This is a genomic window from Haloleucobacter albus (assembly GCF_052492075.1).
Genome location: NZ_JBQWAS010000028.1, coordinates 161,222 through 182,599, shown reverse-complemented (window position 1 = coordinate 182,599; position 21,378 = coordinate 161,222). Strand labels below are relative to the sequence as shown.

Here is a 21,378-nt window from a genome sequence, read left to right as displayed (position 1 = left end):
AAGTTGTCAGCCAGAGGAGCCTTGCCAGCATGGTAAACGCAGGCTGAATCCGGGAGGTAATTTTGTGAGGCAGGGGCGCATCGCTCTTTGTACCCGTGATGCCGAGACCTCCATTTCCACACGATCTTGCAGTCGGTTGATACGAAATGTGTCCTTTCTGCAACGGGTACTGCAAGAGCTGTAGGATATAATATATCTTATATTGCGTCGGCGCATTCTTCTCGATTAATTGATATAAAGTATCAATTAGGAGCCGTGCCGTGTCTGCCACCCTTCGCCTGTGCCTGTCTCTCGGGGTCATTGTGCCTGCAACCAGCCTGTGTGCCCCTGTCTGGGCTCAGGCGGTGCAGCAGCAGGGCGTCGCCCTCACGGGGGTGGGTGCGGAAGAACAAAATGCCGGCGGGCAGGAAAGCATTGCCCTGCCGGCGCTGACGGTGACCTCAGCCAGCCCGGTTTCCAGCGATGATAACGCGGCAGCCTTCTGGAACATGGGCTCCTTCGCCTTTGTCACCGGGGCCTTCGTGCCGGTGACAGTGGTGGGCCAGACCCAGATTGAGCTGAACCCCACCTATACGCTGGGTGATGTGCTTTTCACCCAGCCGGGCATCACCTCCAGCACCTTTGCGCCTGGAGCCAGCCGGCCCATCATTCGTGGCCTCGACAGTTTCCGTGTGAAGATGGCGCAGGATGGCATTGATGCGCTGGATGTCTCCACTCTGGGTGAAGACCATGCGGTGCCGATTGATCCGCTTTCCACCCAGCAGATCGAGGTTATTCGTGGCCCGGCCACGCTGCGTTACGGCTCGCAGGCCATTGGTGGTGTGGTGAATGCCATCAATAACCGCATTCCCACCGAGCTGACGGAAAATGGCTATCGCATCAGTGTGGAAGGCTCCGGTGCCACGGTGGATACGGGGCTGGAAGGGGCGGTGCGGCTGGATGCCCGCAAGGATGCCTTCGCCTTCCATTTTGACGCGTTCGGCCGTGATGCGGAAGATTATGACATTCCCGGTGGCGTGCAGGACAATTCTTATGTGCGCAGCAATGGGCAGGCCCTTGGCCTCACCTATAATTTCGACGGTGGCTATATCGGCAGCGCCATTGAACGTTTCGCCTCTAATTATGGCATTCCCGGTGGGGAAGAGGCTGAGTTGAAGACGAATATCGAGATGGAGCAACTCAAATGGCTGAGCAAGGGTGAGTTCAACCTTGAGAGCGGGCCCATTGAGACCATCCGCTTCTGGGCCGGCTTGTCGCGTTACCGGCACGATGAGCGCGGCTTGCCCCACATGCATGACCATGAGCATGAAGACGATCACGATCACGATCACGATCACGATCATGACCATGACCATGACCATGACCATGATGAGGACCATGCGCACGATCATGACGATCACGATCATGAGGATGGCTCGGATGTGCTGGATCAGCTTGAATATGTGCACGGCACCTTCCGCAGCCATGCCTTTGAAGGGCGGCTGGAATTTCAGCATGTTCCGTTCAGCCTGCCCTTCGGCGTGGCCCGCGGTGCGCTGGGCGTGCAGGTGAACTATGATGACCTTGAAACCTTTGGCGAGGCCCGTGAGTTTCTTGCTCCGGCCCGCACCTCCAATGTTGCGGCCTATCTGTTTGAGGAAGTGGAGCTGACACCCTCCACCCGCCTACAGGCGGCCGCCCGCATCGAGGCGGTGAACATTCACGGCGAGGCGGCCAATATTCCGGCCGATTATCTGCCGCCGCCGGATGAGCTCACCACCATGCCGGCCAGCGCCAGCTTCGCGCCCATGAATATTTCGGTGGGTCTGTTGCAGGATCTGGCCTGGGGTATGAGCGGGCGCCTGTCCGCGCAATATGTGGAGCGCGCGCCTTCCGCGCTGGAGCTGTATTCCAAGGGGCCGCACCATGCCACGGGCACCTTCGATATCGGCAATGCGGATCTGGAGAAGGAGGGCGCGGCCAGTTTCGAGATTGGCCTGTCCCGCGCGCAAGGGGATTTCCGCTTTGACGCCAGCGCCTATTACACCCGCTTCAGCGGCTTCATCTACAAGCAACTCACGGGTGTGACCTGTAATGAAAGCTTCGGCTCCTGCGGGGGCGCGGCAGGCGAGTTCGACCAGATCATCTATGCCCAGCGCGATGCCACCTTCTATGGGGTGGAGATCAAGGCGCAATATGATGTGGCGGAGATGGCCGGCGGTATTTTCGGCGTGGAAGGCCAGTATGATTTCGTGCACGCCACCTTCGCCGATGGCTCCTATGTGCCGCGCATGCCGCCGCATCGTCTGGGAGGCGGGGTGTATTGGGGCGATGGCACATGGGCGGCCCGGCTGAACCTGCTGCACGCCTTCGCGCAGGATGAAGTGGCCATTTATGAAGATGAGACGCCCGGTTACAATCTGCTGAATGCGGAAATCACCTACCGGCGCGATCTCGGTATGGCGGGGGCCAATCCCGTCCAGCTTCTGGTGGGGGTGACCGGCTCCAACCTGCTGAATGAGGATATCCGCAACTCGGCCTCCTTCAAGAGTGCGGAAGTCCTGCTGCCGGGCCGCAATATCCGCGGCTTCGCCAAGGTCACTTTCTGAACGGGCTCTGCATCACAGCTGTGGAGAACCCTGAGATCGCGCCCGTTGCCTCTCTGGTTGTAACGGGCGCGACATCTGCCCCGCATTATTGTAGCGTGCTGGCAAATCATATGTGGGGAGAGGGTTCGCCGTGTCCGTGAAGCTCGAAGATCTGAATGTGAAGCTGTTCACCGATGGCGCCGACAAGGCGCAGATCGTGGAAATGGCGGCCCATGGCCATATTGCCGGTTTCACCACCAACCCTTCTTTGCTGCGCAAGGCCGGCGTCTCCGATTATGAGGCCTATGCCCGTGATCTCGTGGCTGCCGTGCCCGACAGGCACATCTCCTTCGAGGTGTTCTCCGACGAGATTGACGAGATGCGCGCCCAGGCCCGCATCATCGCCACCTGGGGCGAGAATGTGCATGTGAAGCTGCCCGTCACCAATACCAAAGGCGAGACGCTCTATGGGCTGGTGCGTGAGCTGGTGCAGGATGGGGTGCGGGTGAACCTCACCGCCATTTTCGATGTGGCGCAGGTGGAAGAGGGCGTGAAGGCGCTGGCCGGTGGCGCGCCCTCCTGCATCTCGGTGTTCGCGGGCCGTCTGGCCGATACCGGCATTGATTATGTGCCGGCCGTGACGCGTGCAGTGGAGCTCTCCCGCGCGACAGACAATGTCGAAGTCATCTGGGCCTCCACCCGTGAGGTGTGGAATGTGATCGAGGCTGACCGCATGGGCTGCCACATCATCACCGCACCGGCTGATGTGCTGAAGAAGCTGCCCGCGCTGGGTTCACGCACGGCGGCGGAGTTGTCTCTGGATGCAGTGAAGGCTTTCCGCGCCGATGCAATCGCCGCCGGCCTCACGCTGGAGACCGCTGCGCGCAGCTGAGAGCGGTATTCCTGTTTCATGATGTTATCAGGTGGCCGGGCACGGGCCCGGCCACCTGATAAATGGCTTGGCACAGCCTTTTGAGGCAGTTGCCCAAAGCTTCCGCGCGGAAGGTGAAGATGCGGCATTGCACCCCTGCGGGAGCCTGTTAGACTTCTCCTCAAGGCGCAGCCTGTTCGTGACACTCGCAACAGGTTTGAGCGCGTGATTCGCCTTGCGGCGAGGGGATGCAGATGAGGGACGAGGCGCACGGGCCCCAGCCGGACCCGGAGCCGTCGCGCCCTGCGCAAACCGGGCGGGATGCCGCCGAAGCGGAGCGCGGGCCGACACGACCAAAAGGGCGGCGCAGCAGGCCCGCCTTTTCCGCGCAGGCCAATGCCTGCCCTGTTTATGCTGCCATAGATCTGGGTACAAACAATTGCCGCCTGCTGGTGGCGCGCCCCACCTCCCGCGGGTTTCGCGTGGTGGATGCCTTTTCGCGTATCGTACGTTTGGGAGAAGGCCTCACCTCGACAGGAAAGCTCGGTGAGGACGCCATGAACCGCGCCACGGCTGCGCTGGATGTCTGCGCCAGCAAGATGTCGCTGCGGGGAGTGACGCGGGCACGCATCATCGCGACGGAAGCGTGTCGCTCGGCCGGCAATGGCGATGAATTCTGCTCCCGTGTGCGTGAAAATACCGGCCTTGTTCTGGAGGTGGTGGACCGGCGCACCGAAGCCGGGCTGGCTGCTGCGGGCTGCGCCCCGCTGGTGGACCCGCACAGCGAAGGCGCGGTGTTGTTCGATATTGGCGGTGGTTCCACCGAGGTGGTGTGGCTGGGCCGGCGCGGGGCCGGGGATGATGGCCCGCCGCGCGCCCGTGTCCGTTCCTGGGTTTCGCTGCCGGTGGGGGTGGTGTCTCTTTCCGAGCGTTATGGCGGCAACCGGGTTTCGCGGGATATTTTCCGCTCCATGGTGCGTGAAGTGCGCACCATGCTGGAAGGTGTACGTGAAAGCTGGGGCGTGCGCCGGTGTGATCGCATCCATCTTCTCGGCACGTCTGGCACCGTCACCACGGTGGCTGGCATCCATCTGGGGCTGGAGCGCTATGACCGCATGCGGGTGGATGGCGCATGGCTGCGCACCCATGATGTGGAAGGCGTCGTGGGCCAGTTGATGGATATGTCGTTTGACGAGCGGGTTTCCAATCCCTGCATCGGGGCGCAGCGGGCGGATCTGGTGCTGGCGGGTTGCGCCATCATGGAAGCCATTCGTGCTGTCTTTCCAGCGGAGCGTCTGCGCGTGGCCGACAGGGGCCTGCGCGAAGGTATGCTGGTGCAATTGATGCGGGCTGACGGGGCCTGGCGGCGGGGGCGGATGAATGGCAATGCCCCGTCCGGGCAACGCCGGGACAAGGAAGCCGCAAGGGCCGAACCGCATGGACAGGCCACGCGTGTGGGGCATAATTCGGGGCAAAGCCGGGCTGCGGCCAATGGCTCCGGCAAGCCCGCCCATGGTTCTGCCGGCAGGGATGCCCGGCCCCGTGATGTTGCTGCGGGTGCTGAAAACAAGGCGGCCCCGCACAAGAGCGTTCAGGATAAGCCGGCCTTTGGCGGACAGGGGCCGGGCTGGAATGGCAAGGGCCCAGCGGCGGCAGGTGCAAAACCGGCTGCTTTCCGGGGCGATGGTACAGGCAAGGGTGGCTCGGCAGGCAAGGGCGGCTCTTCCGCCCCCTCTGGCGGGCAGACAGCAGGGCAGGGAGCGCGCGCATGAGCACGCCGGGTCGGACACCGGGGCGTGGCAACCCCGAAGGGGGCAAGGGCAGCAAGGATAGCCGCCCCTTGAAAGTGCGTGTGAAAAACGCGCGCAAACGCTCTACCTCATCGCAGAAATGGTTGCAGCGCCAGTTGAATGATCCCTATGTCGCCAAGGCGAAGCGGGATGGCTGGCGTTCCCGCGCGGCTTACAAGCTGCTGGAGATGGACGAAAAAGCCCATCTGCTGAAGCGCGGCATGCGGGTTCTCGATCTGGGTGCGGCCCCCGGCGGGTGGTGCCAGGTGGCGGCCAAGAAGATCGGGCTCGCGGAAGGCCATGGGCGTGTGGTGGCCATTGATCTTCTGGAAATTGAGCCCATTCCCGGCGTGCTGTTCGCGCAGATGGACTTTCTGGAGCCCGATGCCCCCGAGCGGCTGATGGCGATGATGAACGGGCCTGCGGATTTCGTCATGTCGGACATGGCGGCCAACACCACCGGCCACAAGAAGACAGACCATCTGCGCATTGTCGCGCTGGTGGAAATGGCGGTGGATTTCGCCCGGCAGGTGCTGGCGCCCGGCGGCAGCTTTCTGGCCAAGGTCTTTCAGGGCGGAACGGAAGGCGAGTTGCTGGCCAATCTCAAGCGGGATTTTGCCGTGGTCAAGCATATGAAGCCGGCCGCCAGCCGGGCCGATTCGGCAGAGCTTTATGTGTTGGCGACCGGGTTCCGGGGCCGGCAGAAGACGCCTGAAGACGACACGCAGGAGGGGTGACCAGTTCGCCCCGTCAGCCTTCCGCCGCAGCTTCGTGGGGGCTCTTGTGAGCGGGAGCCGATTTGGGCTTGCGTCCATTCAGCTGAGCTCCGGCATTGGCCGGCAGGCGGATAAAGAAGAAAAAGCTACTGGCTCCGACTGCGGCGACCACCAGAAAGGCGACGATGAAATCGGCCTGTGAAACGGCCGTTTCTCCTCGCCCGCCGCGCATGATTTCCAGAACCAGCCCGGCAAGGGCCACCCCCATGGAAAGCGAGACCTGCTGCATGACGCTGGCAAAAGATGTGGCGTGGCTCATTTCCTGTGGCTGCACCTCTTCATAACTCAGCGCATTCAGCGCGGTGAATTGCAGAGAGCGCAGGAAACCGCCCACCAGCAGAAGGGTGAGGATGAGCCAGTGCGGCGTAAAGGGGGTGAAAGCGGCGTTGACGGCCAGAAAGCCCGCGGCCAGAAGGGCGTTCACCACCAGCACGGGCTTGTAGCCCAGTGTGCGCAGAATGGGGGCCGCAGTCACCTTCATTACAATGGCGCCAGCTGCGGAGGCGAAGGTCAGCAGCCCGGAGGCGAAGGCGGAGAGGCCGAAGGAGAGTTGCAGCATCAGTGGCAGCAGGAACGGGGTTGCCCCCACGCCGATGCGAAACAGGGCGCCGCCCACAACGCCGGCGCGGAATGTGGGGTAGCGCAGCAGCTTCAGATCCAGAATGGCATGGGGCGTCACATGCGCATGGCGCACATAAAGCCCCAGCGCCGCCGCCCCCACGCCAGCTGAGGTGATAGCCACCCACAGTGGCACGAAGGGCTGGCCCAAAACGGCAAAGCCGAACACCAGCCCGGCCAGCCCGATGCCGGAGAGGATGAGGCCGCGCAGATCCAGCGGCGGCGGATTCTCCTCCCGGATATTCTCGATAAAGCGGGAGGCCAGAACCACACCCAGAAGCCCGATGGGCACATTGATGAAGAAGATGAAGCGCCAGTCAAAATAGGTGGTGATGAAGCCCCCCAGAGGCGGGCCGAACACGGGCCCCAGCAGGGCGGGAATGGTGAGCCAGGCCAGCGCGGACACCAGTTCGGATTTCGGCACCGCCCGCAGGATGACGAGCCGCCCCACCGGCACCATCATGGCTCCGCCCATGCCCTGAATGATGCGATAGAGCACAAAATCCAGCAGAGAGGTGGAGAGCCCGCACAGAACGGAGCCCAGCGTGAACACCACAATGGCCGCGCGAAATATGGTGCGCGCCCCAAACCTGTCCGCGGCCCAGCCGCTGGCGGGAATGAACACGGCCAGGGAGAGAAGATAGGAGGTCAGTGCCAGTTTCAGGGCCACCGGGTCTTCATTCAGATCTGCGGCGATGGCGGGCAAGGCGGTGGAAAGCACCGTTGCATCGACCTGCTCCATGAACAGGGCGCACGCCACGATCAGCGGAATGAGAATATGCGGGGGCAGAAGAAGACGGGGCACCGGGGCATCCTGTCTGGGCCGGATCATATGGGCTGTGTCGCCATGCCGGGAACGGCAGCTCACCCGGCCAAGGTGCTTTAGGTGTATTTGCCGCGAGAATGAAGATGCGGGAATGCAAGGCCGGCCTGCGCCTGAGAGGTGGAAAAGGTGCGGGCAAAATGAAAATGCGCGCCACAGGGCGCGCATTCCGCTTGCAGGCTGTAGGCCTGTATCTGCTCTGGACGCCTCAGAAGAACCGACGGCCGCTTTCCTCTTCGGAAATGGCACCCGGTTCACGGGTCATGCGCGTGGCGTCGTCACGGCGCATGAAATCCGTGAAAGGGTCGCGATTGTCTTCCCGGCTGGCGGCGGGGGCCACTTCCAGCGGCTGGGGGCGGTTCACCGGCGTGGCGGGGGGCAGGCCCTCTTCCACGGGAACGGCGCGGCTGGAATCCGTGGTGCGGGAGGCCTTGGCGTCCAGCCACGGCAGGGGGAAGGGCGAGGCGATATAGGCAACGCCGTCTTCCTGCTCCCAGGCGATCATGTAGATTTCCTCATCCACAGGCATGCCGGGGAAGGAGAACATCTGCGGAGATTCGCGCGAGGTGCCGATCCAGCCGAGGGAATGGGCCAGCTGGAAGGCTTCATCCAGAAAGCCCGTCAGCGCGGCGAGGCGATCAGCCCGCAGCGACTGGGTAAAATCCACATCCATCAACCGGCGGAGATAGGTCTCCACGCTGTCACCAGCAGCCCACTGGGCCCCGGTGGCGAACTGATAAACATACACGCGCGGATTCGCCATCACGCAACTCCACCCTCTTCGGGGAACAAAAATCACAGCGATTCTGCTTTTGACACGCGCCTTCCGACACCTGAGCAGAACCACATACTCATACTTCTTTTACCGTCTTGTTGCTTAATTTCAAAGCGAACTGCACATATCTGCGGGTTTTTGCACGACGTGCTTAACCGTCGCGTGTCACAGGGGCTGTATTCGGCCCTTGGGGCAGGTCCGTTTGCCATCTTTTCATTGCTGCGTTGCAATAGTTGTAAAGGAGTTGCGAGGCTGCATTATCGGCAGGATTCGCATGGAAGATGACGGAATGCGGAAAGCCATGAAAAGAATTGTACCGGCTCAGACAATAAGGCTTGCGATGCTGGCTGGCGCATTGGCCCTGCCGATGGGGCTGATGCTGCCGCAGTTTTCCACATCTGCACTGGCGCAGGCCATGAATGATGATCTCGCCCCGCCGGCGGATCTGGACGCCGGGGATGTGCCGGTGCCGGATGACACCACCGATATTGGCGATCACGTGCCCCCGCCGGCCACGGCGATTCCCGCTGTGGCGCATCGCTGTGGTGAACTTTCCGCCCTGGTGAAAAATCAGGGTGAGGCGCTGGTGACCGTGCCGGATGGCTATGACATGCGCTTCGTGCGGGAGCAAAGCTTCTGCAAACAGGAGCAGGTTCTGAAGCCAGCCTGGACAGCAACGCCGGATGATCCGCACTGTTTCGTTGGCTATAGCTGCGAAGATCCGGCAGACTGAGCTGCGCTTTGCAGTGCGGCGGAGCGGGGCTGTTCGGCTTCCGCTCCGGCTCTGCGCCAGTTCATGAACCGGCTTTTTTGCGCGCTTTTGCGCCGGCCTTGTTACCTTTGCCGCCTTTGCCCGCATTCCCGGCAAGGGTGGCATCCAGGGCCTGCGCCAGTGCGGCGCTGTCTCCTTCGATGTGAAAGGTCTTCAGCCGGGCGGTCGCACCGGCTGTCAGCACCACACGGGAGGGCGGAACACCTGTCGCCTGCGCCAGCACCTTGCCTACGGCAGCCGTGGCCGCGCCATCTTCCGGTGCGGCGCGCACCCGAACCTTCAGCACATCCCGCCCGTCTGAAAGCGTCACCACGCCATCCAGCGCGTCGCGTCCGCCCTTTGGCGTTGCGCGCACGAAAAGCTCCAGCCCGGTTGCCGTGGGGCGGCAGAAGCCCGCCTTCTCAGAACACATTGGGGTAGATGTAGAGATAGATCACCCGCTGAAGGAAGAAGATGATGAGGATCACCGCCATAGGCGAGAGATCCAGCCCTCCCAGATTGGGCAGAATGGAGCGCACCGGCGCCAGAACCGGCTCCGTGATGCGATAGAGGAACTCTCCCACATTGCTGACGAACTTGTTGTATGGGTTCACCACATTGAAGGCCATCAGCCAGGAGAGGATGGCCGCCGCGATGAGCAGCCACACATAAAGATTCAGAACAACCAGAACGACATCCAGCAGCGCGCGCATATCGGCAAGATCCCCGGGGCAAGATTTGCGGCAAGCAATAGCCCTTGGCAATAACCCTTGGAAAGGGGCTTGAACAAGGCATAGCTTACCCAATTTGATGCGTCTTTCACCTTGCGAGGCTTTTCATGGTGCCTTTCCAGTCTTTCCTGCGGCGCATCCGCCATGGCCTGACCCTTGGCGTGCGGGTGATCGTGACGGATCAGGACGGGCGCATCCTGCTGGTGCGCCACAGCTATACGCGCGGCTGGCATTTGCCGGGCGGTGGTGTGGATGTGGGTGAAAATGCCGAACAGGCTGCCGGGCGGGAATTGCGCGAGGAAGCCGGTGTGGATGTGACCGGGCCGTTGCGGCTGATTGGCGTCTATTTCAATGCCCGCATGGCCGGGCGGGATCATGTGGTGTGCTACCACGCCCCGCATGTGAAGATTGGCCCGCGCCCGAAGCCCAATCTGGAAATCCGGGCGGCGGAGTTCTTCCCGCTGGACGCCTTGCCGGAAGGGGTGACACCCGCCACAGCCCGTCGTCTTGCCGAATGGCGACAGGGCCTCTCGACGGATCCGATGTGGTAGGCTGTGTTTGCGGGCAGGCTCACCAGCGCACTTGCCAAGCAGAGGCTGTGCCGCTTATCTGCCTGCAACCTGTTTCCGTCTGAGATCCCGGTTTTGGGAGAGGAACGCGTCCATGTCGCCTGATGCCGACCAGATCGTCGATCGCCGTATGCTGCGGCGCAAGCTTACCTTCTGGCGGGCTTTGGGGGTGCTGGCTGTGGTCGCGGCAGTGATCGTGGCTGTCGCGTCCTTTTCAGGCACGGTTCTGCCCTCGCGCATGGAGCATGTGGCCCGCGTGCCGATTGGCGGCCTCATCCGCAATGATCGCGCGCGGGTGGAAATGCTGGATCGCATCCGCGAATCCAACGCACAGGCTGTCATTCTTTCCATTAACAGCCCCGGTGGCACCATTACCGGCTCTGAGCAGCTTTATGATGCGCTGCGCCGTCTGGCGGAGAAAAAGCCGGTGGTGGCCGTGGTGGAAGGCATGGCGGCTTCGGGCGCTTATATCGCCGCGCTGGGGGCGGATCATATCGTCGCCCGTCGCAATGGCCTGGTGGGCTCGGTGGGGGTGCTCTACCAGTTTCCCAACGTGACCGAGCTGTTGAAGAATGTCGGCGTCTCGGTGGAAGAGATCAAATCCTCCCCGCTGAAGGCCGAGCCCAACCCCTTCACCATTACGCCGCCGGGCGCGCGTGAGGCGATCGATTCGCTGGTGAAGGACAGCTATGCCTGGTTCCGCAATCTGGTGGGAGAACGGCGTGATATTTCCGGTGATGCACTGGAATTTGTCGCCGATGGGCGGGTTTTCACCGGCCATCAGGGGCTGGCCTTGCGGCTGGTGGACGAGATTGGCGATGAACGTACCGCCCGCGCCTGGCTGGCCGCCAACAAGGGTGTTTCAGAAGATCTGCGCGTGCGGACCTGGCGGACGGAACGGTTCGACAGCCAGTTTGGCTGGATGAGCACAGCCGTACGCGGCGCATTTTCCGCAGTGGGGCTGCCTCAGCTGGGAGATATGCTGGGTGGCCACACGAAGGCTGCTTTGGAACGCAGCCAGCTTGACGGTCTTCTGGCCCTCTGGCACCCTCAGGCGGACAAGTGATCTTTTTTGTCTTAAGTCATTGTCAACGGCGCGGAAACGTCATCATATCAGTGCAAGTCATCCTCACTTGAAGATGTCCTCAGACCCTTAGGGTCATTTGTGAGAGGAGCGGGGCCAGCATGATCAAATCCGAACTTGTTCAGAAGATCGCGGAGGCTAACCCCCATCTTTACCAGAGGGATGTGGAGAACATCGTCAACGCCATCCTCGAACAGATCGTCTCCGCGCTGGAGAAGGGCGACCGGGTGGAGTTGCGTGGCTTCGGTGCCTTTTCGGTGAAGAAGCGTGATGCCCGCGTGGGGCGTAATCCGCGCACAGGCAAACAGGTTGAAGTTGAAGAGAAGGTCGTGCCCTATTTCAAGACGGGCAAGGAGATGCGTGAGCGTCTCAATGACGGGAAGTGAAACTGGTGTCGCGTTTTCTGTCCATTCTCATCGGCCTGCCGCTGTCCATCATCATTCTGGCGCTGGCCGTGGCCAACAGGCGGATGGTGACGGTGTCGTTCGACCCCTTCTCCGCCACGGACCCTTCGCTTGCGGTGCAGGTGCCGTTGTTCGCCGTTGTGTTTGCGGCCCTCATCATCGGCGTTGTGCTGGGCGGTGGGGTGACATGGCTGCGCCAGTCCCGTTATCGGCGTGAAGCGCGCGAGGCCCGCCGTGAAGCGCGCAAGGAAGAGGTGCGCAAGGCTGAAGAAAAGCGCGAGGCCAATGCGGCGGCTGTCGCTGCACTTTCCCTGCCCACGCCACCGCGCTGAGATTGCCTTTTTCCTGAGTGACGTACTGTAAAGAGTTGCGCTTCTGAACGCGGCTCTTTTTGTGGCTGTGGCGTCAGGGGGCTTGGCCCTTTTGCGTGCCGGAAATGAATAGCGCTGCCTTCTCATGGAGAGCGCGTTTGGTGGAGAGCGCGTTTGGGTGTGCCGCCACTGAGCCGGATGGGTGCTGTTATCACCCGCCTTTTCATGGGGCTGATGTTTCAACGGGCTATTTCTGTACCCATCGCCTCTTCTCTGGCTTGATGTGGCCGGGGGTGCCTGCCCCCAAATGGCGAAATCAGCATCTTCCATGCTGGCTCGCTCAAGATTCTCATTTTGTTGCCCGCAAGCCCATCCGCCTCGTTTCCGCAGAGCGGTTTTCTGCATGATGGGCCACTCGGATGCTGAGGGTGGGTGCTGGATCAGCCGTCCAGCGTATCCACCGTCACTCTCTCCTGACGCTTGTGCTGTGCGCGTTCGATGAGGAATTTCGCGACCAGGGTAAACAACGCCACGCCCACCAGAAGGGTGGCGGCAGCAAAGGCGGCGACGACCTGGCTATCCTGATAGAGCAGCTCCACCTGTAACGGCAGGGTCGAGGTCTGCCCCCGGATATTGCCGGAGACGATGGAGACCGCGCCGAACTCGCCCATCACCCGTGCATTGCACAGCGCCGCGCCATAGAGCAGGGCGAGGCTCACATTGGGCAGCGTGACATAACGCAGTACCTGAAAGCCACTGGCCCCAAGCGTCACGGCAGCTTCTTCCGCATCGCGCCCCTGCGCCATCATCAGCGGCACCAGTTCGCGCACGACGAAAGGAGCTGTCACGAAAAGGCTGGCCAGCACGATCGCCGGAATGGCGAACAGGATCTTGATATCATGCTCCATCAGGAACGGCCCGAGCAGCCCCTGTGCGCCATAGACGAACAGATAGGCGACGCCGGCCACGATGGGGGAGATGGAGAAGGGCAACTCAACCACGGCCAGCAGCAGGCTGCGACCGGGGAAGCTGAACTTCGTCACCGTCCAGGCTGCGGCGATGCCGAAAGCCACATTGATGGGCACGCACAGCAGCGCCACAAACAGGGTGAGTCCTGTGGCGTACAGCGTATCCGGCCGGGCGAGCGCCTCCAGATAGGCCCCAATGCCCTGCCGGAAAGCTTCCGCGAAGATGACGGAAAGCGGTGCCAGCAGAACAAGCGCGGTGACCAGCATCACAAGACCAAGCATCATGGCGCGGGCGGCGGGTTGGTCACCCACACGCAGGCGTTTTCCGGCCTGGTGTCCGGTTCGCGGGGAAGGCTGGGCCATAGGTGAAGAATGCGCCATGGGTCAGGCCTCCCGGCCAGAGCGGCGGTGGTGCCACGCCTGAATGAGGTTCACCACCAGCAGCAGGATGAAGGCGATGCCCAGCATGGTCACGGCAATGGCTGCCGCAGCGGCATAATCATATTCTTCCAGCCGGATATAGGTGAGCAGGGCCACGATCTCGGTGCGGAAGGGCTGGTTGCCGGCAATGAAGACCACGGCCCCGAATTCGCCGAGCGAACGGGCAAAGGCCAGAGAGGCTCCAGCCAGAAAGGCCGGGAACAGGGCCGGGAAGATCACGCGGCGGAAGATGGTGAGGTCTGAAGCGCCAAGGCTGGCGGCGGCTTCCTCCAACTCCGGCTCCAGATCCTCAAGCACGGGTTGCACCGTGCGCACGATGAAGGGGATGGAGGTGAAAGCCATGGCGCAGGCAATGCCGGCTGGGGCATAGGCCACCTCGATGCCCCACTGGGCGAGTGGCGCGCCATACCAGCCATTCTTGGCGAACAGGGCTGTCAGCGCGAGGCCGGCGACCGCAGTGGGCAGGGCGAAGGGCACATCCACCAACCCATCCAGAAGGCGTTTGCCGGGAAACTCATAGCGCACCAGCACCCAGGCCAAGGCGAGCCCATAGGCCATGTTGAACAGCGTGGCCACAGCGGCCGTGCTGAAGGTGACGCGGAAGGCTGCCAGTGTGCGCGGAGAGGTGATGATCTCGAAATAGCGCACCAGTCCCACATCGGCGGATTTCAGCAGCAGGGCCGCAATGGGCAGCAGCACGATGATGCCAAGATAGAGCAGTGTCAGCCCCAGAGACAGGCGGAAGCCGGGCAGAACATGCCGCCGGCCCGACCGACCGCGCGGAGCCGGGCCCATCTTCTCATCCATGCGCGTATGTGTGCCACTCATGGCGGCAGGCTTCTGCCGGCAGGAGGGGGCGGAGGGAGCATGAAAGGCAGGGGCGGTGCATGTACGGGGCATGGGCAGAACTGGGAACTTTCAGGAAAGCCTGAGACACAGCGAGAAGCCCTTATGCCCGTTTTATCCCGTCATGTCATGTAAAATTTGTAAATACAAATAATATCAAAATTTGAATGTTGAATAGGCGGTGGCGGGCATGCGGCCTGAAAAAAGGCCCGCTAAAAGGAGAAGGGCTACCCGTTGGTGCCGGGTAGCCCTCCTCATCCCATGATCTGGTCATGATCTCATATGTTGCGTGACCCCATGAATGTATGGAGCGGTGTCGCCGCCGGCCTACTGCCCAACCCCGCGGCGCAGGTCCAGCGTGGTGGGGAATTCGTCTGGCCCATGCTCGCGCACCACATTCATCGGCCCCGGCGTGTGCCCGTAATCCTGGAAGCGGGCAAGGCGGCGGGCCTCGGCCTCATAGGAATTCACCGGGAAAGTATCATAGCTGCGTCCGCCGGGATGAGACACATGATAGACGCAGCCCCCGCGTGAGCGCTGGCTCCAGCCATCAACAATATCAAACACCAGCGGCGTGTGGACCGGAATGCTAGGGTGCAGGCCGGACCAGGGTTGCCAGGCCTTGTAGCGCACGCCAGCCACAAACGTGCCATTGCGCCCGGTGGGAGCTACCGGCACCTCCCGCCCGTTGCAGGTGACGATATGACGGGCCGGGTTGAAGCCTTCCACCTTCACCTGAAGCCGCTCGACAGAGGAATCCACATAACGGGCGGTGCCGCCTGTCACGCCTTCTTCGCCCAGCACGTTCCAGCATTCCAGCGCCTGACGGATTTCAAGGTCCACCCCGGCATGCTGCACCTTGCCGAAGGCGGGGAAGCGGAACTCATACTGCGCCTTGAACCATTCGGGATCGAAGGCATAGCCCGCATCACCCAGATCCTCGAGCACATCCATGAAATCCGCCCACACATAGTGCGGCAGCATGAAACGGTCATTCAGCGTGGTGCCCCAGCGGCAACAATCGCCCTCCACCGGGTTGTTCCACAGCCGCACGATGAGCGCGCGCAACAGAAGCTGCTGGGCCAGGCTCATGCGCCAGTCTGGCGGCATCTCGAAGCAGCGGAACTCCACCAGCCCCAGCCGGCCCGTGGGGCCATCCGGTGAATAGAGCTTGTCGATGGAGATTTCCGTGCGGTGAGTGTTGCCCGTCACATCCACCAGCAGATTGCGCAACATGCGGTCCACCTGCCATGGCGGCGTATAGGCACCGCCGGGCGGCTGGATCATGCCCAGCGCGATTTCCAGCTCATAGAGGCTGTCATGGCGGGCTTCATCAATGCGCGGATGCTGTGAGGTGGGGCCGATGAACAGGCCGGAGAACATGTAGGAGAGCGAAGGGTGGCGCTGCCAGTAGAGCAGCAGGCTCTTCAGCAGATCCGGCCGCCGCAGAAAGGGGCTGTCGGCCGGAGTGCTGCCGCCCACCACTACATGGTTTCCACCGCCGGTGCCGCTGTGGCGACCATCCACCATGAACTTCTCGGTGCCCAGCCGGGCCAGGCGCGCTTCCTCATAGAGAATGCGAGAGATGTTCACGCAGCCTTCCCATGTGCTGGAAGGGTGCACATTCACTTCCAGCACACCCGGATCGGGCGCAATGCGGATCAGGTTGAGGCGGTAATCGAAGGGCGGCGGATAGCCTTCCAGATGGAGAGGCATGTTCTGCTCAATCGCCACCTGCTCGATGGCGGCGATGAGATCCACATAATCCTCCAGCGTTTCCACCGGGGGCAGGAAGACGCACAGCCGGCCATTGCGTGGTTCCACGCACAGGGCGGTGCGGGTCTCGGTGGCGTCTATCTGCTGATCGTTGTGCTGAAGATAGTCTTTTGCCATGGTCTGGGCGCGATCACCCACACTATAGGCATCCCGGCGTGGCGCGAGGTTTTGGCGGGCCGGTTCGCTGGCGCGATAACGCTCGGCCAGCGCATCCGCATCCGGCAGCGGGCCACGCGGCTCGAACGTGTCCATCTGCTCGGTGAAGGGGTAACGCGTCGGTGCGAGATAGGCGAGGGATTCCAGCGGCAGACGATAGCCCATGGGGCTCTCGCCGGGGATGAGGAAGAGGAATTCACGCCGATAGCTCCATGCTTCGGAGCGCCACACAGAGCCTTCTGGCGTCCACACCCGGCGCAGTGGCAGCACCGAACCGGTGGGTGTGCCCAGCCCCTGATTGAAGGTGCGCGCCAGCATGCGTCGCTCGACCTGATCGGCCATGCGCTTGTCGCCCGGCGCGATATTCTCGGGAAGGCTCTGCTCCTTCCACATATAGTAGATATTGTCCTCGTATGCGGGCTGAACAAACTGGCTGCCGACCTCCAGTTTTTCGGCCACTGCGGTGCAGAAGCGCGCGGCGTCGGCCGCAGTGGCCCCGTAGTTCACGTTTTCCAGCGCGATAAGATCCTCGCGCTGCCACATGGGCTGGCCATCCTTGCGCCAGAACAGGTCGAACGACCAGCGCGGCAGGGTCTCGCCGGGATACCACTTGCCCTGGCCATAATGGAGCACGCCCTCGGTGGAGAAGCGCTTGCGCAGGCGGCGGATCAGGTCATCCGCCCGCTCGCGCTTGTGCGGGCCCATGGCCTCGGTGTTCCACTCATCTGCCTGATAATCATCAATGGAGACGAAGGTGGGTTCGCCGCCCATGGTCAGGCGCACATCGGCCGCGATGAGATCTTCATCCACCTTGCGGCCCAGCTCATCCAGCGCGTTCCAGGTCTCATCCGAGAAGGGATAGGTGACGCGAGGCGCTTCGGCGACGCGGGCGACTTCCATCTGGAAATCGAACTCCACCTCGGCCTTCTCGTTGAGATAGCCGGAGATGGGGGCCGCCGAGCGATAATGCGGTGTGGAGGCCAGCGGAATATGGCCTTCCCCGCATAGCAGGCCGGAGGTCGGGTCCAGCCCGATCCAGCCGGCGCCGGGCACGAACACCTCGCACCAGGCGTGCAGATCGCAGAAATCGACATCCGTGCCGGAGGGGCCATCCAGTGCTTCCACATCGGGCTTGAGCTGGATGAGATAGCCGGATGTGAACCGCGCGGCGAGGCCCAGATGGCGCAGCAGCTGCACCAGCAGCCAGCCGGTGTCGCGGCAGGAGCCGAGATGTTTCTCAAGGGTCTGGTCCGGCGTTTGCACGCCCGGTTCCATGCGAATGACATAGCCGATTTCCTCCTGGAGACGCTGGTTCAGCGCCACGAGAAAATCAACGATGCGGGTCTTGTCCCGCGGAATGGAGGCGAGAAATGCGTGGAAGAGCGGACCTTCCTTCTCCAGTTCCAGATAGGGGGCAAGCTCGGCCTTCAGTTCCGGCGCATAGGTGAAGGGGAAATGCTCGGCATAATCCTCGACGAAGAAATCGAACGGATTGATGACATCAAGCTTCGCGAGCAAATCGACATCAATCTCGAACGCTTCAACTTTCTCGGGAAACACGATCCGGGCCAGCCAGTTCCCGAACGGGTCCTGCTGCCAGTTGATGAAATGTTCGGAGGGACGGATCTTCAGCGCATAGGCCGGAATTTCGGTGCGGCTGTGTGGTGCCGGGCGCAGACGAATAGTCTGCGGGCCGAGGGAAACCGGACGTGGATAGCTGTATCGCGTGATATGACGCAGGCTGGCGAGGATCGACATTCAGACACCCCATCCTTCGGGCTGCATCTGCGGCCCAAGTCTGATGTCTCGAAGGTAAACAAGCTGAAGCCGGGCCGGAAGTACGTCTTTCAGGCGGGCTCTGCCCAAATGATGAGCAAAGCCCGCCTGTTCTGATTGAACCGTCGCGGGTCAGGCCGAGGCCGGAGAGGATGGCGACACCGGGGTCGCCTCGCCTTCGGAGGCCATGTGCGGAGGCTCGTCGTCTTTGTTTCTCAGGCGGTTATCCAGCTCCTGAAGCACCGTGTAGAAAGACGGCACAAACAGAACCGCAAGGCAGGTGGAGGCCAGCATGCCGGACACCACCGTGACGCCGATGGAGATTTGCGATGAAGCCCCCGCGCCGGTGGCGAAGACCAGCGGCAACATGCCGAGAATGAAGGCAAAGGATGTCATCAGAATGGGGCGGAAACGGAGCCTTGAAGCCTCTTCCGCCGCCTCTGGTATCGGTTTGCCGAGCTCATGTTGTTCAATCGCATATTCCACGATGAGAATCGCGTTCTTGGCCGCCAGCGCGATCAGCAGCACAAGGCCGATCTGCGTATAGAGATTGTTGGACAGGCCGGAGCTTTGCAGCAGCAGCAGCGCAACCACCGTGCCCAGCAACGCCAGCGGCACCGCCAGAATGACGGCCAGCGGCAGAATCCAGCTCTCATACTGGCCCGCCAAAACGAAGTAGACCAGAAGGATCGCCAGCGCGAAGACATAGTAGATCTGATTGCCGACAATCTTTTCCTGATAGGACATGGCCGACCACTCGAAGCTGGAGCCCGGTGGCAGGGTTGCATCGGCAATCTGCGTCATCAGATCCATGGCCTGACCGGAGGAGAAGCCGGGAGCCGGGCCGCCCATGACCGTGGAGGAGGGGTAGAGATTGTACAGCGAGATCAGGGGCGGGCCCTGTACGAAGCGCACATCAATCATGCTGCCAAGGGGCACCATGGTGCCGCCGGGCGTGCGCACCTTCAGGGCCATGAGGTCGGTCGGCGTCACACGGAACTGGGGTTCCGCCTGAACATAAACCTGGAACACATTGCCGTATTTGTTGATCTGCGTGACGTAAGTCGAACCCAGATAGGAGGAGATGGTGCTGAACACCTGATCCACCGTCACGCCCAGCGTTTCCGCCATGGTGCGGTTGATCTCCACATCAATCTGTGGCGCTCCGGCACGGAAGGAGCTGAAGACATGCTGGAGAGAGGACTGGGAGTTCGCCTTCTCGACGATTGAATCCGTCAGCTGTGACAGCAGGCCATAATCAAAATTGCCGTTGAGCAGCTGCGGCTGCATGGTGAAGCCGGAGGCATTGCCGATGCCCTGAATGGCCGGCGGCACCAGCACCGAGGTTGAGGCATTCTCAACGACCTGTAGCGCCTTGTTCAGGTTTTCATAGATATCCCGAAGGCCCTGTCCCGTTGTGGCATAGCGCTCATCCCATGGTTTGAGCGTGACATAAACCACGCCGGCATTGGCCAGGGTTGCGCTGTTATCCAGCGCGGAAATGCCGCTGATGCCAAACACGACTTCAACCCCCGGCACATCCTTGGCGATATCCGTGACCTGGGCGATCACGTCTTCCGTGCGCTGGAGATTGGCGCCATCCGGCAACTGTGCTGCAATCAGCACATAGCCCTGATCCTCGATGGGCAGGAAGGATGTGGGCACGCGTGTCAGGCCATAGACGGAAAGGCCCATCATCGCGATGGCCACAAGCACCATCAGCTTGGCATGGTTCACCATGTGGGTCACAAGGCGTACATACCAGCGCTCGGCGGCGCCATAGCCGGCGTTGAAGGCGCGGAAGATGATGTTGCGCTTCTCCATCGGCACGGGGGGGCGCAGCCACAGGGCGCACTGTGTGGGCTTCAGCGTGATGGCGTTCACCGCGGAAATCAGCGCCGTGGAGGCGATGACCAGCGCGAACTGGCGGAACATCTCACCTGTCAGCCCCGGAATGAAGGCGGCGGGTAGAAACACCGACATCAGCACCAGGGTGATACCGATAACGGGGCCAAACAACTCATCCATCGCCTTCTCGGCGGCGGCGCGTCGTGGCATGCCTTCCTCGACATGGCGGGAGACGCCCTCCACGATGACGATGGCGTCATCCACCACGATGCCGATGGCCAGAATGATGGCGAACAGGGTGGAGATGTTGACCGTGAACCCCATGGCGTCCATGGCGGCGAACGCGCCAATAATGGTCACGGGCACGGTGGTGGCCGGCACCAGCATGGCCCTCCAGTCCTGGAGGAACAGCATGATGACGATCAGCACCAGAATCGCGGCTTCAAACAGGGTGTGATAGACCTCGTTGACCGAGGCGGTGACGAACAGCGTGGTGTCGAACGGGATGCTGTATTCCAGGCCCTCGGGGAAGCTCTTGGAGAGCTCTTCCATCTTGGCCTTCACCCGTGCGGCTGTATCCAGCGCATTGGCGTCGGGCAGCAGGTAGAGGCCGATGCCTGCCGCTGGCTTGTTCATCTGGGTGAAGCTGCGTGAATAGCTCTGGGAGCCAAGCTCCACCCGCGCGACATCCCGCACCCGGACGATGCGGCCGCCATTTTCATTATCGACCTTGACGATGATATTCTCGTAATCGGCCACATCATTCAGCCGGCCCTTGATGTTCAGCGTATACTGGAAGCTCGCTGTTTCCGGGGCGGGTGGAATGCCAAGCTGGCCGGCGGTCACTTCCTGGCTCTGGTTCTTGATGGCGCTGATGACATCCTGCGGGGTCAGCCCCACAGCCTGCATCTTGTTGGGGTCCATCCACACGCGCATGGCGTAGGAACCGGCGCCGAACACCATGACATTGCCGACGCCTTCAATACGGGCCAGCTCATTCTGGATGTTGATGACGGCGTAATTGTTCAGGAACAGGCTGTCGAAGCGGTTGTCCGGCGAGGTCAGCGACACGAATTCCAGAATGGATGTGCCCTTCTGCAACACCGTTACGCCCTGCACCTGCACGGCTTGCGGCAGGGAGGCCAGGGCGATGGACACGCGGTTCTGCACCAGCACTTGCGCCATGTTCGGATCGGTGCCGATGGCGAAGGTCACCACCAGCGTGTAGGAGCCATCCGACGCCGACCAGGACTGCATGTAGAGCATGCCCTCCACGCCGTTCACCTGCTGCTCGATCGGCAGGGCTACGGTGTTGACCATCGTCGTGGCCGAGGCTCCGGGATAGGAGGTGGTGACGGAGACGGTTGGGGGCACCACATTGGGATACTGGGCCACCGGAAGACGGATCAGCGAAACCAGGCCAATCAGAACGATGACCAGGGCCAAAACGTTTGAGAGAACCGGTCGCTCGATGAAAAAGCGGGAAATCATGGCCGC

Annotated in this window: 17 protein-coding genes; 9 read left to right on the top strand and 8 right to left on the bottom strand. The window is 61.8% G+C overall.

Features of this window, described 5'->3' with window-relative positions:
- Positions 1-260: 260 nt before the first annotated feature.
- The 4 genes from ACT6QH_RS10775 (at position 261) to ACT6QH_RS10760 (ending at position 5,965) form a co-directional block, all read left to right on the top strand.
- A complete protein-coding gene (locus ACT6QH_RS10775; protein ID WP_444974830.1) occupies positions 261-2,588 on the top strand; it encodes a TonB-dependent receptor in 2,328 nt (775 codons plus the stop codon).
- Between the two features lie 130 nt (positions 2,589-2,718).
- On the top strand, positions 2,719-3,459 hold the full coding sequence (locus ACT6QH_RS10770; RefSeq protein ID WP_444974829.1) for a transaldolase: 741 nt from the start codon (positions 2,719-2,721) through the stop codon (positions 3,457-3,459).
- 233 nt (positions 3,460-3,692) lie between these two features.
- Entirely contained in the window at positions 3,693-5,210 is a 1,518-nt protein-coding gene (locus ACT6QH_RS10765; protein ID WP_444974828.1) for a Ppx/GppA phosphatase family protein, read from the top strand.
- Entirely contained in the window at positions 5,207-5,965 is a 759-nt protein-coding gene (locus tag ACT6QH_RS10760) for an RlmE family RNA methyltransferase (protein ID WP_444974827.1), read from the top strand. Before ACT6QH_RS10765 ends, ACT6QH_RS10760 begins: the two co-directional genes overlap by 4 nt.
- A gap of 13 nt (positions 5,966-5,978) precedes the next feature.
- Here the strand turns inward: ACT6QH_RS10760 and ACT6QH_RS10755 are convergent, their stop codons facing one another.
- Both ACT6QH_RS10755 and ACT6QH_RS10750 read right to left on the bottom strand, forming a co-directional pair.
- Positions 5,979-7,427 carry an MFS transporter gene (locus ACT6QH_RS10755; RefSeq protein ID WP_444974826.1) on the bottom strand — a complete coding sequence of 483 codons (1,449 nt, stop codon included), beginning with the start codon at positions 7,425-7,427 and terminating at the stop codon, positions 5,979-5,981.
- A 226-nt stretch (positions 7,428-7,653) separates the two neighbouring features.
- Positions 7,654-8,208: a type 1 periplasmic-binding domain-containing protein gene (locus ACT6QH_RS10750; protein WP_444974825.1), complete on the bottom strand. Its 555-nt coding sequence runs from the start codon at positions 8,206-8,208 to the stop codon at positions 7,654-7,656.
- A 313-nt stretch (positions 8,209-8,521) separates the two neighbouring features.
- Between ACT6QH_RS10750 and ACT6QH_RS10745 the strand changes: the two genes are divergently transcribed.
- Positions 8,522-8,953: a hypothetical protein gene (locus ACT6QH_RS10745; RefSeq protein WP_444974824.1), complete on the top strand. Its 432-nt coding sequence runs from the start codon at positions 8,522-8,524 to the stop codon at positions 8,951-8,953.
- A 61-nt stretch (positions 8,954-9,014) separates the two neighbouring features.
- Here ACT6QH_RS10745 and ACT6QH_RS10740 read toward each other — a convergent pair whose 3' ends face one another.
- Together ACT6QH_RS10740 and ACT6QH_RS10735 are read right to left on the bottom strand one after the other, a co-directional pair.
- Entirely contained in the window at positions 9,015-9,404 is a 390-nt protein-coding gene (locus tag ACT6QH_RS10740; protein WP_444974823.1) for a DUF167 family protein, read from the bottom strand.
- Entirely contained in the window at positions 9,394-9,684 is a 291-nt protein-coding gene (locus ACT6QH_RS10735) for a YggT family protein (protein WP_444974822.1), read from the bottom strand. The genes ACT6QH_RS10740 and ACT6QH_RS10735 overlap by 11 nt, the downstream gene beginning before the upstream one ends.
- A 125-nt stretch (positions 9,685-9,809) precedes the next feature.
- On the opposite strand from ACT6QH_RS10735, the gene ACT6QH_RS10730 reads away from it, so the two are divergent.
- From ACT6QH_RS10730 to ACT6QH_RS10715, 4 genes are all read left to right on the top strand, one after another.
- Positions 9,810-10,253 (top strand): NUDIX domain-containing protein, encoded by a 444-nt coding sequence (locus ACT6QH_RS10730; RefSeq protein WP_444974821.1) that lies wholly within the window; start codon positions 9,810-9,812, stop codon positions 10,251-10,253.
- A gap of 112 nt (positions 10,254-10,365) precedes the next feature.
- Positions 10,366-11,337 (top strand): signal peptide peptidase SppA, encoded by a 972-nt coding sequence (gene sppA, locus ACT6QH_RS10725; RefSeq protein ID WP_444974820.1) that lies wholly within the window; start codon positions 10,366-10,368, stop codon positions 11,335-11,337.
- A 119-nt stretch (positions 11,338-11,456) separates the two neighbouring features.
- The gene (gene ihfB, locus ACT6QH_RS10720; RefSeq protein ID WP_444974819.1) at positions 11,457-11,741 is read left to right on the top strand and encodes an integration host factor subunit beta; all 285 of its coding nucleotides are present in this window, start codon (positions 11,457-11,459) and stop codon (positions 11,739-11,741) included.
- 5 nt (positions 11,742-11,746) lie between these two features.
- Positions 11,747-12,091 (top strand): lipopolysaccharide assembly protein LapA domain-containing protein, encoded by a 345-nt coding sequence (locus ACT6QH_RS10715; protein ID WP_444974818.1) that lies wholly within the window; start codon positions 11,747-11,749, stop codon positions 12,089-12,091.
- A 419-nt stretch (positions 12,092-12,510) separates the two neighbouring features.
- Here ACT6QH_RS10715 and cysW read toward each other — a convergent pair whose 3' ends face one another.
- From cysW to ACT6QH_RS10695, 4 genes are all read right to left on the bottom strand, one after another.
- A complete protein-coding gene (cysW, locus tag ACT6QH_RS10710; RefSeq protein ID WP_444975143.1) occupies positions 12,511-13,401 on the bottom strand; it encodes a sulfate ABC transporter permease subunit CysW in 891 nt (296 codons plus the stop codon).
- A gap of 21 nt (positions 13,402-13,422) precedes the next feature.
- Positions 13,423-14,274, bottom strand: coding sequence for a sulfate ABC transporter permease subunit CysT (cysT, locus tag ACT6QH_RS10705; protein ID WP_444975142.1), 852 nt, complete (start codon positions 14,272-14,274; stop codon positions 13,423-13,425).
- A 378-nt stretch (positions 14,275-14,652) separates the two neighbouring features.
- On the bottom strand, positions 14,653-18,015 hold the full coding sequence (locus ACT6QH_RS10700) for a transglutaminase family protein (RefSeq protein WP_444974817.1): 3,363 nt from the start codon (positions 18,013-18,015) through the stop codon (positions 14,653-14,655).
- 150 nt (positions 18,016-18,165) lie between these two features.
- Positions 18,166-21,372: an efflux RND transporter permease subunit gene (locus ACT6QH_RS10695; RefSeq protein WP_444974816.1), complete on the bottom strand. Its 3,207-nt coding sequence runs from the start codon at positions 21,370-21,372 to the stop codon at positions 18,166-18,168.
- Positions 21,373-21,378 lie beyond the last annotated feature (6 nt).